This window comes from Pleionea sp. CnH1-48 (genome assembly GCF_024124665.1).
In the GTDB taxonomy this organism is placed as follows: domain Bacteria; phylum Pseudomonadota; class Gammaproteobacteria; order Enterobacterales; family Kangiellaceae; genus JAMXSB01.
The window spans coordinates 132,297-150,886 of the sequence record NZ_JAMXSB010000008.1 but is presented as its reverse complement, the minus strand read 5'-3'; the positions used below and the strand labels follow the sequence as shown (position 1 = coordinate 150,886).

Below are 18,590 nucleotides of genomic sequence, written 5' to 3'. Positions count from 1 at the left end.
ATTTACGATGACTTTCTAACGCGGAGATACCACTCACATAACAAGCGTACTTGTTTTTCCGTATACCCTTTTTCAACCATTCTAGAAACGAAGTCCTGATGCTTTTTCTGTTCTTCTTCTGAGCCTTTGGCACTGAAGGAAATAACAGGTAACAGGTCTTCGGTATTGGAGAACATTTTCTTTTCGATGACACTACGGAGTTTTTGGTAACTGGTCCACTTAGGGTTATTGCCATTGTTATGAGCTTTTGCTCGTAAAACAAAGTTAACCACTTCATTACGAAAATCTTTAGGGTTAGAGATACCCGCAGGCTTTTCTATTTTTTCCAGTTCTTCATTGAGCGCTGAACGGTCAAAGTTTTCGCCTGTTTCTGGATCTCGATATTCTTGATCCTGAATCCAGAAGTCGGCGTAAGTCACGTATCGGTCAAAAATATTCTGACCATATTCTGAGTAGGATTCGAGATACGCGGTTTGAATTTCTTTGCCGATAAACTCGATGTAATTAGGAACAAGGTAACCTTTAATATGTTCCAGATAACGTTCGTGAATATCTTGAGGGAATTGTTCGCGCTCAATCTGTTGCTCTAATACATACAGCAGGTGAACAGGATTTGCTGCCACTTCTGCCTGATCAAAGTTGAAAACGCGCGATAGTATTTTGAAGGAGAAGCGAGTAGAAAGACCATCCATACCTTCATCAACGCCCGCATAATCACGATATTCCTGATAGGATTTGGCCTTAGGATCGGTGTCTTTTAAGCTTTCACCGTCATACACTTTCATTTTGGAATAGATGCTGGAGTTCTCTGGTGCTTTTAAACGAGACAGAACACTCAGCTGAGCCAGCATTTTTAAGGTACTGGGCGCACAGGGGGCATCGGATAGAGAGCTGTTGGCCAGTAACTTTTGATAAATTTTTACTTCTTCTGACAGACGCAAGCAATAAGGCACTTTGACGATATAGACTCGATCTAAAAAGGCCTCATTGTTTTTGTTATTACGGAAGGTTTGCCATTCGGACTCATTGGAGTGAGCCAGTATCGTGCCTTCAAAGGGAAGGGCTGATAAGCCTTCAGTGCCGTTGTAGTTACCTTCTTGCGTTGCCGTTAATAATGGATGAAGCACTTTAATGGGCGCTTTAAACATTTCGACAAATTCCATCAGACCCTGATTCGCGCGACACAATGCTCCTGAGTAACTGTAGGCATCGGCGTCGTTTTGAGAATACTTTTCTAGCATACGGATATCGACCTTCCCGACCAGGGAAGAGATATCTTGATTGTTTTCGTCACCAGGTTCCGTTTTGGCCACGGCAACTTGATCCAGGATTGAGGCTTGTAATTTAACGACTTTAAACTGAGATATATCACCACCGTATTCATGTAAGCGCTTCACGGCCCAAGGTGACATGATTTTGTTGAGGTGGCGCCGAGGAATGCCATACTCTTTTTCTAGAATTTCGCCGTCTTCGCCAGGATCAAATAAGCCTAAGGGAGACTCAAAAACGGGGGAGTCTTTGATGGCGTAAATTGGGTACTTCTCCATCAGCTTTTTAAGCTTTTCTGCCAGGGAGGATTTACCGCCACCCACCGGACCTAACAAATAAAGAATTTGTTTTTTCTCTTCTAGCCCCTGCGCGGCATGCTTAAAGTAAGACACAATTTGTTCAATAGAATCTTCCATTCCAAAGAACTCAGAGAAAGCGGGGTAGCGGGCTATGACTTTATTCGAAAATAATCGACTCAGTCTGGGCTCTTGCGATGTATCGACCAATTCGGGTTCGCCAATGGCGGCTAACATTCGTTCTGCTGCGGTGGCATAAACAAGGGGATCTTTTTTACATAAATCAAGGTATTCCTGCAGTGTTATTTCTTCTTCCTGCCGTTTTTCGTAACGCTCCTGATACTTATTAAATATGCTCATTTCGCACCTCTCGCCAGGTTAACTCGTGACGCAATTTCACGCTCTTTCCACAAAGCATAATCGTTGCTCAATTCAATCAATTAATCGCCCTCGGAGAAGGGCTATAAGTCTGAAAAAACGGTAAAATAAATTCAAAATCCTTATGTTTAAGCATAGTTAATAAATAGTCGCTAAGTATTAAAATGATATAAATAAATATAATATTGAGATGAATGGAAAAGAACGGATGAAAAACAATGGCTTATCCTTTCTATGTTGCGGGGCAATAAAATCGCCTTTAATTAGCGCTTAATAAAGTGCATGGATTTCAATAAGTTGCTGATGATGCACAATAAACTGGTCTGCCCACTTGCGTTGATATTCAACAGTGAGTAGCATTTGGGTTGGATTTGAATATAGACAGTTAAAAAATAAAAATAATGGGGCACTTGGATTGGCTTTTTCCGGATATTAATTTGTCGAAATATTGCTCATCACAAGGCCTGTTATGCAAGACTGGGAGAGTTTAATGAATAAGTTAACTTTGGGACTGTTTACCCTGGGTAGTTTTCTTCTAACCGGGTGTAGTGATAGCGAAGGCCCAAAAGAGCCTGTCATACCCGCGTCGAATACGATTGCCGTTTTTACGCCATCCACTGGTGATTTACCCTTACCAAATGACCTCATTTTTGGTGGAACCACCGACTTTACTTTGAACGTTCCTGGTATCACTGATCCAACTGATTACAGCAATCCGTTATTAGCTATCAGTTCTTTGGACGGTTGGTCTACAACTGCAGCTTTTGCCTTTTCTTTACGTAATCCTGATTCCAGCATTAGCTTGAATGCAAGTACTGTTATTCCTGGTTCTACGGTTCGTATTTTTGAAGTCTTGGCTGATACAACCTTTGATTTGAACACTCAGGTGCCACCGACCTTTGCTCCTATCTCTGTGATTCGAGAGTTAGAGCCTCTGGTAGACTTTGTTGCCGTACCTAATGGCATGTCAGTTGGTGTTATCCCTACCAAGCCTCTGGCAGAGCGCGCCACTTACATCGTGGTAGCGACTAATGGTATTCAGGATTCTGCTGGTCGTCCTATCATTGCTGATGGTCAGTATCAAATCGCTGCCAGCGACGCTGATTTAAGTGCTGCGGGTTCTTTGGCGGCACTGGCTCCTGTTCAGGCTTTGGTTAACCGTATGGAAGATCTGGTTTCTGACAGTGCATTAACGAATCCAGTGGCTAAAGAGTCGATTGTTTTAACTTTCCAGTTTACGACTCAATCCATTAATACAGTCACTGAGTCTGCAAAAGGCATGTACATCGACCAAGGTGCTATCCCTGCAACAAGCTTCAGCAGCCTGACGATTGATACTTCATCAACTATGGGTCGTGGTCTGGCTGATCTTTATGAAGGTCAAATCACCACTAACTACATGTTGTCTGGCCCTACGGCAGAAAATCCTACTGCGCCATTGAATCACTTCTGGCGTGCGGTTAGTGAGATTCCAGACGGTAGCGGCGGCACTATCCCTAATCCATTCGGCCAAAACCTGACTTATGTGAATTCTTTACCAGCAGTAACAGGTCAAGAAACTCATCCTCTACTGGTTTCTATGCCTAAAGCTGCTAACTGTCCTAAGCCTGCAGCCGGTTATCCTGTAATGTTGTTCCAGCACGGTATTACTTCTAACCGTACTGCAATGTTAGGTATTGCTGACACCATGGCAAGCATTTGCGTGGCTGTAGTTTCTATGGATATGCCACTGCATGGTATTACTGAAGATAATCTTATACACCAGGCTCTTGATGATGCATCCGGTGGTGCGATTCAGTTTTTCGAAGGCTACACGCCTGGTGGTTTAAGAGAGCGTACTTTCGGTGTTGACTATTTGTCGAACACGACGGGTGCTCCTGGCCCAGATGGCATTCCTGATGCTTCAGGCGCTCATACTATCAACCTACAAAATTTGTTAGTGTCTCGTGATAACTTACGTCAGGCAATATTTGACCTGCTCTCTCTGGAAAAAGCCGTTCCTGGTATGGACGTTGACGGTGGTGGTCCTGACTTTGATGCTAACAACATCTTCTTTATGGGACACTCTTTAGGTGGCATCGTTGGTTCGAGCTTCGTTGGTCAGTCTGACATGGTTAAGATTGCTATCTTGGCGAATCCTGGTGGCGGTATTGCTCGTCTGTTAGATGCATCCGACTCTTTTGGTCCTCGTATTCGCGCTGGATTGGCTGCTGCGGGTATCGAAGCGGGTTCTCCAGAGTATGACCAGTTCATGTTTGCTGCTCAGACTGTTATTGATTCGGGCGACCCTATCAATACAACAACAGTCGCGTTGGCGAATAACATCCCTACGTTGATGTTGCGCACTCTGAATGATGCGGTTGTTCCTAACAATGTTGCTACAGCACCTTTATCAGGTACTGATCCATTAGCTGCTTACCTAGGCCTACAGCCTGTAGCCGCTGAAAATCCTGGCCCTGTTGCTGGTGGTCGCTTGTTGTCTCGCTTTAACAGCGGCTCTCACTCAACAGTATTGAGTCCTGCGAGCGATACTGACCCTGTTGGTTTCTTAAATGTGACCACAGAGATGCAAGCTCACATTGCTTCGTTTATCGCATCAGGTGGTACCGCTGTCGTTGTCAATGACCCGTCATTGCTTGACTAGGCCCCCTGTTGGATAGTTAAAATGCCCTCGCTCTATAGCGAGGGCATTTTTGTTTTAAGGGTAGAAAACTTTAACAGTTTTCCCCATGGGTTATCTGAATTAAGTCTGGAGTAGAATCTTGGAATTTTTGAGTGATTACGGTTTGTTTTTAGCTAAGGCTATCACCATTGTTGTTGCCGTGGTGGTCATTATTGGTGCAATTGCCAGCGCTGGTCAAAAAGGAAAGCCAGTAACGGATGGACAAATAAAAGTGACTCATTTGTCTGAAGGTTTAAAAGAAACCGCTGATCATTTGCGTCAGGAGCTTTTGTCAAAAGACGAATACAAGGCGTACATCAAGGCTCAAAAGCAAGAAGAGAAAGAAAAACTCAAAAAAGATAAAAAGAAAGATAAGTCAAAAGAAGCAGAAGAAGCTCCCGACAAGCGATTATTTGTATTGAACTTTGAAGGCGATACACAAGCATCGGCGGTTGATAACCTACGTGAAGAAATAACCGCTGTTTTAAGTATTGCTGAGCCTCAAGACGAAGTGCTACTACGTTTAGAGAGTCCTGGCGGTATGGTTCATACCTACGGACTGGCTTCGTCACAATTACAGCGTATTAAGAATAAAGGCATTAAACTCAACATTGCTGTTGACGAAGTGGCTGCCAGTGGCGGTTACATGATGGCTTGTGTTGGCGATCATATCATGGCCGCTCCCTTCGCTATTATTGGTTCTATCGGTGTTCTGGCACAGGTGCCAAACTTTCACCGTTTGCTAAAAGAACATAATGTGGATTTTGAAATGCATACTGCGGGTGAGTATAAAAGAACACTCACCATGTTTGGTGAAAACACCGACAAAGCACGCAGCAAGTTTTTAGAAGAGCTGGAAGATACTCACAAGCTCTTTAAACAATTTATTATTGATAATCGCTCTCAATTGGATGTTGAGAAAGTGGCAACTGGTGAACACTGGTACGGTTCTCAGGCAATTGACTTAGATTTAATTGACGAAATTAAAACCAGTGATGATTTTCTGGTTGAGTGGTCTGCAAACTTTGACGCCTTCGAAGTAGAATTTGAAATCAAGAAATCCATTTCTGAGCGATTGGCGTTTTCTATAAAAGCAGGTGTTGAATCGGCAATTACCAGCTTGCTACAGAAAGACACGTTACAGCGATTGTTTAAATAAAGAGTTAAGTATGGAAAGCGATTTCTGGCTACAGCGATGGGATAATCAGCAGATAGGGTTTCATCTTAATGAGGTGAACCCGATTCTAAAACAATACGCTCAGCAAGTTTTTAAACCCGCTCCTGTGTTTGTACCTTTGTGTGGTAAAACTTTAGACATGCCTTATTTGGTGGAGCAGCAATGTCCTGTTGTTGGAGTTGAGCTCAGTGAGTTAGCTCTTGATGCGTTTGAGCAAGAACAGTCATTGCTGTTTCAACGGGAAGTCTGTGAGCAAGGCCTGCTTTTACAAAACGAGCATTATCGACTGTATCAAGGGGATTTTTTTAAGCTAACAGGAAACGAGTTAGCTGGTGTTCATCAAGTATATGATCGTGCTGCTTTGGTTGCTCTTCCTGAAGACTTGCGCAATGCTTATGTTCAACATTTGTTGAGCATTATGCCACGACCTTTTTCTATGTTGCTGGTAACCTTTGAATACCCGCAAAAAGAAATGTCTGGGCCACCTTTTTCTGTCTCCTGTTCGCTGGTTGAATCTTTGTTTGCCGACGCGCATAAACTAGAGCGGATACACTATACTTCTATATTGGAGCAAGAGCCTCGCTTTCAGGCGATAGGGGTGACTGAGTTATACGAAGCCGCTTTTGTTATTGAATATCTTTGAGTAGATTATTAAGAGAATAAATTATGTCCAAAGTTCAAAAAGCTTATGGTTCTTGGCCGTCGCCTATCGATGCCCAAATGGTTTCATCTAAGGGAACGCGGCTAGGCCACATGCAGTATTTTAATCGCTCTGTCTATTGGCTTGAGTCTCGTCCCGAATTGAAAGGCAAAGGTGTTATTGTTTGCTGGGATGATGAAAACAAAAAACGCGACCTGGATCTTGGCGAACACAGTGTACGCTCGCGCGCCCATGAATACGGCGGCGGTGATTTTCTAGTGACGAGAATGGGCGTGTTTTATTGTAACGATGAAGATCAGGCGGTTTATCTGTTAACCCATGACGGTGAGCAAAAAGGTTTAACGACGCCGTCCGAAAAGTTACGGGCCTGGCGTTACACTGATTTTTCGATGTGCGTTGATAATGATTGGCTATTTTGCGTTCGTGAGCGTCACGATCTAGAGCCTGTCAAAAATGAGTTAGTGTGTATTGACTTAAGCTCTGAGAATTGGGGCGAGGTTAAAGTCGTTGCCGAAGGATACGATTTTTATAGTTTCCCTAGAGTGTCTCCTGGTGGTCGACGTATTTGTTGGACATGCTGGAACCAACCTAACATGCCCTGGGATACCACAGAACTTTGGGTTGCAGATATTGATCGCCAAGGTCAATTGTCTGCACAACATTGTGTAGCGGGTTGTGAAGATGAGTCTATCTATCAGCCAAGCTGGAGCCCTGATGGTGTATTGCATTTTATTTCAGACCGCTCCGGCTGGGCCAATCTTTATTCTTTCCGCGATGGCGTGATCAACGCGTTAACGCCGGTAGACAGAGAGTTTTCTATACCGCAGTGGATTTTTGCCACCAGTACTTATTGTTTTGGTGAGGGCGATAATATTTATGCGGCGTATTTCGAAGACGGTCAGCAACAGCTTTGTCATATCAATACCGATACAGGTCATATTGAGCCACTAGCTTTGCCGTTTAAAGATTATCCTGGGCAGGTGCACTTTGGTGATGATGCTTTGTATGTGGTTGCTGGTGCGCCGATGATTCCGCAAGGGATTTACAAACTCGATATTAATGATGAGCTGGCTTTTCATCAGTTAGACAGCGAGTCGAGTTTGCCCGTGACTCAAGATATGATTTCGGTTGCTCAACCGATTTCTTTTCAGTCGTCCAGTAACTATGCTTCGCATGCGTTTTATTATGCACCTTGCCATTCTGAGTACGATGGGCAGGAAGGGGAACAACCTCCGCTGATTGTAATGTCTCATGGTGGGCCAACGGCAGCAACTTCATCAACATTAAGTTGGGCGATTCAATTTTGGACCTCTCGTGGGTTCGCGGTGGTTGATGTTAACTATGGCGGCAGTACTGGCTATGGTAGAGATTATCGCGAGTTATTGAACGAACAATGGGGCATCGTTGATGTGAACGATTGCGTTTACGCTGCACGTTATCTCGTTGAGCAGGGCAAAGCGGATGCCAAACGCTTGTTGATCCGAGGTGGATCCGCTGGCGGTTTTACAACCTTGTGCGCATTAACTTTCTTTGATGACTTCGCGGCGGGGATGACTCGTTACGGTGTGACCGAACTCGAAAGTTTGGTGACGGATTCGCACAAGTTTGAAGCGCGCTATTTAGATAGCATTGTTGGTGCTTACCCTGATGAGTTGGCTCAGTACAAAGAGCGCTCTCCTATCTATCACACGGATCAATTGTCTTGTCCTATTTTGATTTTACAGGGTTCTGAGGACAAAGTGGTTCCACCCAGCCAGTCTCATAAGTTGGTGGCGGCATTGTCTGAGAAAGAAATTCCTCATGCTTACATTGAGTTTGAAGGGGAAGGGCATGGGTTCCGAATGCAGCAAAACATAGAGAGAGCGCTAGAAGCTGAACTCTATTTTTATTGTAAAATCTTAGCGATTCCACTCGAAGAATCCATCACTCCTGTAGATATCGTATAAACAAAAAGCCAGAGGAAACTCTGGCTTTTTGTTATCGCCCCTGGCGACTGAGAGTGATTGGTCTAATCATAATTTATCAGACCTCACTTTTATTTTTAGACAGCTTCCAGATGAAGGCCTGCCTCTGGGTCGTTAAACATGTCTTCGTCAAAGTCGCCTTCGCTTTTACTAACGATACAGGCAACGGCAGAGTCACCTGAGATATTGACGGCTGTACGCATCATATCAAGTAGACGATCCACGCCGAGCAACATGCCTATCGCTTCGGCTGGAAGATCTACCTGTACCAGCACCATCGATAACATAATAAGACCTACACCCGGAACACCCGCCGTACCAACGGAGGCAAGGGTTGCCATCAAGATAACGGTTAAATACTGGCTCATCGTTAAATCAACACCACTCATTTGAGCAATAAACACCGTGGCGACACCTTGCATAATGGCTGTGCCATCCATATTGATGGTGGCACCTAATGGCAGAGTAAAGGAACGAGTGGAGTCTCCAACACCTAAACGCTGCTGAGCCACTTTCATGGTGACAGGCAGAGTGGCCGCGCTGGATGCTGTAGAAAAGGCTAGCAAGGCTGCGGGTCTTAATTTTTTATAGAAGGTAAGAGGGTTTAGCCGAGCCAGGAACGTTAAAAGAGTAGGGTAAGTAACTAGCGCATGGATAATTAAGGTTATGGCAACCAGAGAGAAATAGGTGGCTAGGTCTTTGAATACATTGAATCCCAGCTTATAGGTAACGCCCACCATAATGGCAAATACACCATAGGGAGCGATGCTCATTAAGATGGACACTAATTTAAGAATGATTTCATTTAGGTGATTAAAGAAATTACCCATGTATTGGCCTGACTCACCAGAGCGAGACATAGCGAATCCAAATAATAAGGCAAAGACGATAACCTGAAGCATATTGCCGTTAGCCATGGCATTGATTGGGTTGGAAGCAATCAGGCCGCTGAACACATCGGCGATGCTAGGAGCTGCTTTAGGTTCATAGTCGGTAGCTTTAGCAACAACATCACTGCCGGGATCGACCAGGTTGGCGAGTAATAACGCCATGCTGATGGCTGCTGCGGTCGTAAACAAATAGAGTAAAAGGCTTTTGCCTCCCAGACGACCTAATTTGGATGGGTCGCTCAGGGCACTAACACCACAAATCAGAGAGACTAGAACCAGCGGTACAACCATCATCTTTAAGCTATTGATAAATAACGTTTTGATCACGTCAAAAAAGCTGATGATATAGGTATCTATGGCACCAGAAAAAGACGCTAGAAAGGGCGCTTTTAATATCAAACCTAATGCCACGCCTAATCCAAGTGCAATCAGAATTTGTGTACTTAAGGACTCACTTTTTAACCAACCAAGCATCCTAACCTCTTGAAATTTATAATATTGTAATCGCTCTAGACTAACAGTCTTGGCCCCAAAACGAAAGTGAGCGAAAAGAAAAAAGACAGTGCGATCTGGCAATATCAACTACTATTTAAAAGACAGAGTTCGCAGACGTGCGAATAATTACATAAATTCAATCATTTATTAGGAATTATGCTGATAAATTGCTGGGCTTCACGTGTCATAAAATGGTGCGTGTGGTGTCTCTTATTATTTGTGTTAATACCCAATGAAGCCGCTGGACGAGACAAGGTTGTCTTGCAGCTAAAATGGGAGCATGAATTTCAGTTCGCTGGATTTTATGCGGCTCAGTGGCAGGGATATTATGCCGAAGAAGGCCTTGAGGTCGAGATTCGTTCTGCCTTCACCCCTGAAGGCCAATTTCGTAGTACGGCTAGAGAGCTGGAAAATGGTAACGCCGATTTTGCAATAGGCGCTTTGGATATTTTGATCGAGAAGGATCAAGGTCGAGATTTTATTGTGCTTTTTCCTGTATTTCAAAAAAGTGCAGGCGCCATATTTTCTCTGGGTAGTAAACCCATTAAGTCATTGTCGGATTTGGTCAATTTGCGCATCGCTGTCGCTAAAGAAGATGCAACTTATCGGGAACTGTTGGCATTATTAAAAGCTGAGGGCTTCGCTACCGACAAGCTCAATATTGTTGATGCCCCGCCTAATGTAAAAACACTGGTTGAAGACAAAGCTGACGCCATTATGACCTACGGTGTATCGGCTGAGTATCAGGCGAGGGAAATGGGCATTAATTTATTTTCTATTCGCCCCTCTGATTACGGTGTCGTTTTTTATGGTGATACTCTCTATACCCGCCGCTCATTGCTAGAGAAGAAACCAGGGTTGGTTGAGCGCTTCAAGCGAGCAAGTTTAAGAGGCTGGCGTTATGCCCTTAAAAATCGTAAAGAACTGGTTCATGAAATATCAGAGCGTCTGCCTCGACATGTGATTAAGTATGAAGACCAAAAAGGGTATAACCAATGGTTTGCCGATCACATTGATAGCTACATTTTGTATCCTGTGACGAACCTGGGTAACAGTAACATGTTACGTTGGGAAAGAACCTATCAACTACTGTCTAGCAGCGGTAGTGTATCGGGCAATCTGGATGTCAGTCATCTATTCTACGAAGATGATGGCGATAGGATTTCAAGTAATGTTTTGTATGGCATTATTTTGGCGATACTGGTTATTTCTTTGGCCTATTTTTATTTAAAGGGACAAGGTAGTTGGATTGTTATTATTGCATGCAGCACTTTGGTGTTGGTGGTCACCGTTTTATTTGAAAGAGATTATATAAAACGAACACTGGAACAAAGAAAAGTAGATACGCTCAGTCGCCTTTCTTTAGTGCGAGCAGGTCTTGAAGGGCAGCTAACCAGTAACCTGGCTTATCTTTATGGCTTGGCGGCTTTTATCGAACAAAGCCCGGAACTTCAAAGAGAACAGTTTGATCGATTCGTTAAGCCTGTCATGGAAAAAGAAGACTTACTGTTAAACATGGCAGCCGCGCCGGACATGGTTGTCAGATATGTCTATCCATTGAGGGGCAACGAGTCAGTTATTGGCTTGGATTACAATAAAAACAAAGAACAACGTGCGGTCGTTATGTTGCTTAAACGTACGGGGCGTTTGATGATTGCGGGTCCTGTGAATCTAGTTCAAGGGGGCACGGCTCTGATTGGTAGGGTGCCTGTTTATTATGATGATAATGGGGAGCATAAATTTTGGGGGGTGGTTTCTTCGCCGATTCGACTCGAGCAGCTTTATGAAAAGATCGGGCTTTATGAGTCTGCCGAAGATATTGATGTGGCCATTCGAGGAAGAGATGGGCAGGGAGCCAGTGGAGAAGTGTTTTATGGTAATGGTGATGTATTTTACGATAATCCGGTATTGATGTCGGTCAATATTGAAGGCAATCAATATCAGTTGGCAGCTCGACCTCGTGGCGGTTGGGCCAGCAATATTCAATACATCTGGGCCATAAGAACAACGGGAGGCACCGTTGCTTTTTTCTTTATCCTCTTTTTAACCATTCATCATAGTAATCGAATACGACAAAAGCAGATGGGATTGGCATTAAGAGAAAGTGAGGATTTATTATCTCGTGTTGGACAGTTGGCTTCGATAGGTGGAGCCAGAATTGATTTTGATAAACAAGTGATTCGCGTTGATAGTCGTTTATTAGATACACTGCAAGTCGATACTCACAAAAAAACGCCGACACTGGAAGAGTTAATTAGTAACTTAAGTGAAAAGTCGAAAGAAGAATTCAATCAGGCATTTTCGAAAGCCATCGAGCTTGGAGAAAGCTTTGAGCTAGAGCTGGATGGAACTAATAAAAATGGAAAAAAACTTTGGTTCTATGTGCTAGGAGAGCGAGGTGCTTTAGAAGAAACCTCGCCTTTTATCACTTGTGCGTTTCAGGATGTGACCGAAAAGAAAGAAGCGGCTGATTTTATCGAGTATCAGGCCAGTTATGACCAATTAACAGGGCTTGCTAACCGTGTGTTGTTTAATCGTCAACTGCAAGGTGCTGTCGATAGAGCTTATCGAGACAATTCAAAAATGGCTCTCTTATTCTTAGACCTCGACAATTTTAAGCCAGTTAACGATTCTTTGGGACATCATGTCGGCGATAAGTTGCTGATTCAAGTCGCTGGACGATTAGAAAGCGCGGTGAGAAAAACCGACATCATTGCCCGTCTCAGTGGTGATGAGTTTGCGGTGATTTTATCTGAGATTGATCGCTTCTCTTCCGCTTATAAAGTTGCAGAGAATATTATTGAGTGCATCAGCACACCTTTTCAGATCGAAGACAGCAATATTCATATTAGCGCGAGTATCGGCATCAGCTTGTATCCCGAAGATGCCTCTGAGCCAGAAACATTGCTCAAAAATGCCGATCATGCGATGTATGTTGCAAAAGAATCTGGTCGCAATTGTTGGCAGTACTTCACCGAAGAAATGCAACGAGCAACAGAGCATCGACAAAAGATGCATTCTGAGCTTATTCGGGATTTGTCCGACAATAAATTAATGGTGTTTTATCAACCTATTATTGATCTGGATACAGGGTTACTCGTTAAGTGCGAAGCCTTGATTCGGTGGAATAGCGATGTGTTTGGATTTGTATCTCCCGAAATATTTATTAGCCTGGCAGAAGATACTGGACTGATTAATAAAATCGGTAAGTTTGTTGTCCAAAGAGTGTGTGAAGACTTCAAACAAATTAATGCAGGCCGAACACGCCCCATATCCGTCACCATCAATGTTTCTCCAAGGGAGTTATTAGCGAAAGATAAAGATCATGATCAATGGTATTCGTCGTTGGTTGAGCTTAAACAATACAGTGAAGTAACTTTAGAGATTACCGAGAACTTATTTGTTCAAGATGCGAAAAGTTCTTATGACCTGTTAACAGAAGTTAAAGAGCGGGGCATCAGTTTAGCTATTGATGACTTTGGTACAGGCTACTCGTCCCTTAGCTACTTAACTCGATTTCCGGTAGATATATTAAAAATCGACCGAGCTTTTATCAAAGGACTGGCTATTAATCGAGATGAGCAAACGTTGGTAGATACCATTTTAATTATGGCAAGTCGATTGGGTATTGAAGTTGTAGCAGAAGGTGTAGAAACAAAAGAGCAGGCAGATTATCTGAAGAACCATTTATGTGATTACGCTCAGGGGTACTACTATTCGAAGCCTGTTGAGTGTAAAGAGATTATGAAGATTATTGATAACAAGTTTGCCTAAAGGCTGGTCATTAGACCAGCCTTTAGCATTTGTATTATGCGCCCGCTAATTGGAAAGGATACACAGAACCCAAATTCAATATTTGAGTTAACTCGTCCAGAGCAGAGCGTGATTCGATAAGTAACTGAGGATCGGCCAGGTCTTTCTCGGAAAGTTCATCTCGATAGAATTTATCAACCCAGCTATTGAGTGTCTTAAATAATTCGTCATTCATAAAGACATTCTGATTAGCAGCTGCTATTTCTGTCTCATTCAACACAACACGTTGTCGTAAACAGGCTGGGCCTCCGCCGTTGCGCATGCTTTGCTTAACGTCGTAAATTTTGACTTCGTTAATGGGATTATCAAGAGTCACTAGCTCTTTTAAGTAAGCATCAACGTTGGGGTTCTCTTGACACTCGCCCGGCGCGATTAAAGCCATATTGTTATCATCCAGAGAAACGAGCTGGCTGTTAAATAAATAACTTCTTACCGCATCATCGACAGAAACTTTGGCTTCAGGAACCATCACACCATGGAAAGTATCGTCTCCATAAGCTGTTTGTAGTTGTCGCAGCACTTCGTCGGTGTTAAGGAAGGCTTGCTCATGATAGAAAAGTGTATTGCGGTTGCCAACGGATATGACGTCATTGTGGAAAACGCCTTGATCGATGACATCTGGATTTTGTTGAGCATAAACCGTTTTGTCATCAGAGAGTTGGTGTAAACGTGCAATCGCTTGAGAAGCTTCAAAAGTTTGTCGAGCAGGAAACTTGCGCGGCGCTACTTTTGAGTTGTCGAAAGCGTACTTACCAAAGACAAAAAACTCGACACCTTTAGCGCCGTACTGAGTACAGAAACGGGTGTGGTTAGCTGCACCTTCATCGCCAAAGTGATCTCCAAGTGGTAATGGAGTGTGATGAGCAAAGTGGTTGGGGTTATTGAAAATCGCTTCTAACACTCGAGCCGTTGTGGGTGACTCAATAGAGCGGTGAAATTTGTTCGACAAGTTAGCCGCTGTAAAGTGAACTTTTCCATCGGCTGTATCAGCACTGGGAGAAACGGTACAGGCATTAGCCGTCCACATGCTAGAGGCGGAGCAGGCCGCCACAAAAACTTGCGGTGCATCACGATAAGCTTTCGTTAAAATGTTTTCATCAGATCCAGAAAAGCCGAGTTTTCTAAGTGTGTGAACATCTGGTCTTTCCAGTGGCGGTAATAAGGCTTGCTTTAAACCCATATCGTGCAATGCTTTCATTTTTTGCAAGCCTTGCTTTGCACCTTCTTTTGGGCTAGAAACTTGAGATGCGCTCGATAAGGACGCGACGTTACCTACAGACAGTCCTGCATAATTATGCGTGGGGCCGACTAAACCATCAAAGTTAACTTCAAATGCTTTCATAATTCTGAATTCCTACTACAAATTGATACAAATCAAATTGTTGAACAAGCTATTACCGCTGCTTTTTTTACTATGCCTTAAATTATCAACCACTCATTGAAACATTATATGGGCTAGCCACTGCATTTTCTTTTGTTGTTAAAGCGATCTTTATTCAACGGAGTGGAGGGCAGTGGCGCATAGCCTATCAGGGTAGTGGATAAAACGAAAGCATTGGACTCTCAATAGACTCAAATTGAATATAGCAAAGTTGCTACAATTTGCAGAATCTTGTCGGATCTTGAGTCGTCAAGATTCCATCAAAGATTTAACAATGTATAATAAGTTGCTATGAACAACTCGCAAAAGAGATACCATGTCTACAGTAGAGCAATTGAAGAAACAACTCGTTGAACAAGGCTTTTTAGCGCTAACGCGAGAATATGAGGCTGGAATCCCAGAAACCCTGGAATTTGCGCTTGATGATGGCCTAAAGGTTCAATTGTTGGATACCGGAGTCATTGTATTTGAACCCTCTTCGCCTGCTAACACCGATTTAGTGATTTCATCGGGAGTTCACGGTAATGAAACAGCCCCCATTGAAATTGTCGATGATCTGGTGCGTCGCATTTTAATGCAAGAACTGTCCGTTCATAATCGCGTTTTATGCATTATCGGTAACCCAGTGGCGATGAATATGAGCCAGCGTTTCGATATCGAAAATATGAACCGTTTGTTCAATGGCAAGCACCAGGGCAAAGAGCATCATGAAGCGCTTCGTGCTAAACGCCTGGAAGATTATGTGAAAGACTTTTTTGGTAAGCGAGAGGATGCCACACGTTGTCACTATGATTTGCATACTGCTATTCGTGGCTCAAAGTACGCTCGCTTTTCAATTTATCCTTACCCTGATGGACGAGACTGGAACAAAGAGCAGCTGTCGTTTATGTTAGCGAGTGATATCAACACCATCTTATTAGGTCATCAGCCATCAGGTACTTTCTCTTACTTCAGCAGCCATCAGTTTGAGGCTCATGCGTTTACTGTTGAATTAGGTAAGGTGAAACCCTTTGGCGAAAACACGATGTCTGATTTCGCTGCGATTACTGCCAATTTATCGACTCTTATTGAAGGCAAAACGGTGAATGTGAAAGCCTTTGATAATGAAGACTTTAACCTATTTGAAGTTAAAGATGAGCTGCTAAAAAAATCAGAGTCTTTTGCTCTAAATATTTCTGATGACCTTGAAAATTTCTCTAGTTTTGATGCTGGTTTTCAGTTGTCAGAAGATTCTGATGGTGGCTATCGTGTAGAAGAAGATGGAGAAGCTATTGTCTTCCCTAACGCCAAAGTGCCTGTTGGACAAAGAGCAGGGTTAGTGGTTCGAAAAACCAGAATTTAATAAGTCGAGTGTTGAAGTATTTAATACCCAACACTTTATTGGATTGTCATAAAGTTGTGACCGATTAACACATGAGGTTTCATAATGAGTAAAGTAAAAGTATCGATTATCGGCGGCGCTGGCTACGGTTCTGCAGAAATTTTACGTCACCTATTGGTTCGAGATGATGTTGAAGTATTGCGCATTTCGAGTAAAGACTATGTTGGTGAACCTGTCAGCAAAGTACACCGTGCATTGGTAGGTCACGATGATCTTATTTTGGAAGATATTTCTCCTAAAGAGTGTGCCGAAGGTGCTGACATTGTTTTCTTGGCAATGCCACATATCATTACCGCCAAAGTAGCTATGGAACTCTTTGACCTTGACGTTCGTATTATCGACCTGTCCGGTGATTTCCGCTTAGAAAATCTTGAAGATTACTTACGTGACTATGCTCCTGAGCATCCATGTGCTGACCGTTTAGGTACTTTCACTTACGGCATGCCTGAGTTAAATGAAGAAGCTATTAAAACTGCCAAGCACGTTGCAAGTCCAGGTTGTTTTGCAACGGGGATTGCGATGGGTCTATTGCCATTGGCACAAGCGGGCTTATTGAAAAACGTGAATGTAAGAAACGTGTCTATGACAGGTTCTTCTGGCTCAGGCGTTAAGCCTCAAGCTGGCACTCACCATGCGATTCGCGTGAACAATCTAAAAACTTACAAGACTCTTCACCATCAACACCGTTCCGAAATTTTGCAAACGCTTAATAGCGCTGGTGGCGAGATGATTGCGTTAGACTTTGTGCCAGTTTCTGCGCCATTGGTAAGAGGTATATTAGCAGTTTCTCAATTAGATTTGCCTGAAGGTCATGATGCTGAGTCGATTCAAAAAATCTATCAAGATTATTACGCAAATCATAAGCTAGTGACGGTTATGCCAGTTGGCGTTTCGCCAGAAGTGGTTGCAGTATCGGGAACTGCACGAGTAGAGATCGGTATTACGGTTCGTGTTGACGAGTTAACTGGTGTGAAAACACTGTGTTGTACTTCTGCAATTGATAACTTAATTAAAGGCGGTGCGGGTCAAGCGATTCAAAGCTTTAACCTAATGACTGATAAGCCAATGCACTTTGGTTTGGACGCGCCTGGAATGTGGCCATGAGTGTAAATCCAAAGAATGCTGTCGTTAAAGTTGGCGGCGATGTTTTATTGGATGATGCCGAACGTACCGGTTTAGCCAGCAATGTTAAGTCGCTAATCGATGCAGGTTGGCAGGTTGTGTTATTGCATGGTGGTGGTCCTCAAACCAATCGTCTGCAAGAAAAGCATGGCTTGGTACCGAATAAAGTTGGCGGACGACGCATAACTGGTCCTGACGACTTGTTAGTGGTCAAGCAAGCGATTGCTGGTGAGGTTAACGTAGAGTTAACCTCAGCTTTGCAACAAGCCGGAGTGAATGCCTTTGGCTGTCATGGTGCATCCGGTGAGCTAATTCAAGCAGTTAAGCGCCCGCCTCGAGTGATGTCTGGGGCTGGTCCTGATCCTATCGACTTTGGTGAGGTAGGTGATGTGACAGGCATTAACGGCGAACTATTGCGTGGTTTGTTAGCTTTAGGTGTTGTTCCTGTGATTGCAACATTAGGTGTTGGTGAGAAAGGTCGAGTCTTTAACATCAATGCAGACACGACTGTTGTTCAAATTGCTCGAGAATTAAAAGCCGACTTGTTGTTGCTGACAACGCAAGTTGGAGCCATCTTTGTTGATCTGGATGATCCTGACTCACGGATCACGGATGTAACACCCGCGTCGGCAAAAGAGCTCATTGAAACAGAAGTCATTCAAGGGGGCATGATCCCTAAAGTTGAAGAGGCTGTTTCGTTGTTGTCTCAAGGTGTTGAATCTATCGCGATTGTATCCGGTCGTGATCCTCGCGCTTTTCTTGCCGTTGCTAATGGCGAAAGTGAGTTTGGTACTCGTATCCATAACTAGCTTGTCATATTCTTGCTGGAGCCTTTTTATTAATAGCTCCAGCAAGCTCTTAATTTCTTAATCTGTTTTATTTCGCTCAAATCCTTTTTTCTTTTTAATGCATAAAGATTCATATTAAATTATTTTATTCGCGTAGGTTTTCTAATTGCACTCGATCAGTGCGTTCGATCAGTACAATCAGGCTTGGATTACTTTGTATTATAAAAAATAAATTTTTAAGAAATTTTTTGTGATTAATTATGCTGGTTGATGCATGAGTTTTCATTTTTTAGAGGTACAAAAAAACCGGGAT

11 protein-coding genes are annotated in these 18,590 nt (G+C 43.3%); 8 read left to right on the top strand and 3 right to left on the bottom strand.

The window, feature by feature from the left end; genetic code table 11:
* Positions 1 to 2: 2 nt before the first annotated feature.
* Positions 3 to 1,925 carry a PrkA family serine protein kinase gene (locus NH399_RS13990; RefSeq protein ID WP_253041088.1) on the bottom strand — a complete coding sequence of 641 codons (1,923 nt, stop codon included), beginning with the start codon at positions 1,923 to 1,925 and terminating at the stop codon, positions 3 to 5.
* A 508-nt stretch (positions 1,926 to 2,433) separates the two neighbouring features.
* Here NH399_RS13990 and NH399_RS13985 point away from each other — a divergent pair.
* The 4 genes from NH399_RS13985 to NH399_RS13970 all read left to right on the top strand — a co-directional run bounded on the left by NH399_RS13985 (position 2,434) and on the right by NH399_RS13970 (position 8,389).
* On the top strand, positions 2,434 to 4,587 hold the full coding sequence (locus NH399_RS13985; RefSeq protein ID WP_253041087.1) for a hypothetical protein: 2,154 nt from the start codon (positions 2,434 to 2,436) through the stop codon (positions 4,585 to 4,587).
* A gap of 118 nt (positions 4,588 to 4,705) precedes the next feature.
* Positions 4,706 to 5,764 (top strand): protease SohB, encoded by a 1,059-nt coding sequence (gene sohB, locus NH399_RS13980; protein WP_253041085.1) that lies wholly within the window; start codon positions 4,706 to 4,708, stop codon positions 5,762 to 5,764.
* Between the two features lie 10 nt (positions 5,765 to 5,774).
* Entirely contained in the window at positions 5,775 to 6,425 is a 651-nt protein-coding gene (locus NH399_RS13975) for a thiopurine S-methyltransferase (protein ID WP_253041083.1), read from the top strand.
* A 23-nt stretch (positions 6,426 to 6,448) separates the two neighbouring features.
* Complete coding sequence (locus NH399_RS13970) at positions 6,449 to 8,389, top strand: prolyl oligopeptidase family serine peptidase (RefSeq protein ID WP_253041081.1); 1,941 nt, start codon at positions 6,449 to 6,451, stop codon at positions 8,387 to 8,389.
* A 95-nt stretch (positions 8,390 to 8,484) separates the two neighbouring features.
* Here NH399_RS13970 and NH399_RS13965 read toward each other — a convergent pair whose 3' ends face one another.
* Positions 8,485 to 9,771, bottom strand: a complete 1,287-nt coding sequence (locus NH399_RS13965) for a dicarboxylate/amino acid:cation symporter (protein WP_253041080.1) — start codon at positions 9,769 to 9,771, stop codon at positions 8,485 to 8,487.
* A gap of 240 nt (positions 9,772 to 10,011) precedes the next feature.
* Here NH399_RS13965 and NH399_RS13960 point away from each other — a divergent pair, with 240 nt between their 5' ends.
* The gene (locus tag NH399_RS13960) at positions 10,012 to 13,566 is read left to right on the top strand and encodes an EAL domain-containing protein (RefSeq protein WP_253041079.1); all 3,555 of its coding nucleotides are present in this window, start codon (positions 10,012 to 10,014) and stop codon (positions 13,564 to 13,566) included.
* A gap of 34 nt (positions 13,567 to 13,600) precedes the next feature.
* On the opposite strand, the gene astB is transcribed toward NH399_RS13960, so the two are convergent.
* Positions 13,601 to 14,947: an N-succinylarginine dihydrolase gene (gene astB, locus NH399_RS13955; protein WP_253041078.1), complete on the bottom strand. Its 1,347-nt coding sequence runs from the start codon at positions 14,945 to 14,947 to the stop codon at positions 13,601 to 13,603.
* Positions 14,948 to 15,302: 355 nt separating this feature from the next.
* Between astB and astE the strand changes: the two genes are divergently transcribed.
* The 3 genes from astE to argB all read left to right on the top strand — a co-directional run bounded on the left by astE (position 15,303) and on the right by argB (position 18,298).
* Positions 15,303 to 16,328 (top strand): succinylglutamate desuccinylase, encoded by a 1,026-nt coding sequence (gene astE, locus NH399_RS13950; protein WP_253041077.1) that lies wholly within the window; start codon positions 15,303 to 15,305, stop codon positions 16,326 to 16,328.
* An 84-nt stretch (positions 16,329 to 16,412) separates the two neighbouring features.
* Positions 16,413 to 17,471 (top strand): N-acetyl-gamma-glutamyl-phosphate reductase, encoded by a 1,059-nt coding sequence (gene argC / locus NH399_RS13945; protein ID WP_253041076.1) that lies wholly within the window; start codon positions 16,413 to 16,415, stop codon positions 17,469 to 17,471.
* Complete coding sequence (argB, locus tag NH399_RS13940) at positions 17,468 to 18,298, top strand: acetylglutamate kinase (protein ID WP_253041075.1); 831 nt, start codon at positions 17,468 to 17,470, stop codon at positions 18,296 to 18,298. The genes argC and argB overlap by 4 nt, the downstream gene beginning before the upstream one ends.
* The last annotated feature ends 292 nt before the right edge of the window (positions 18,299 to 18,590 follow it).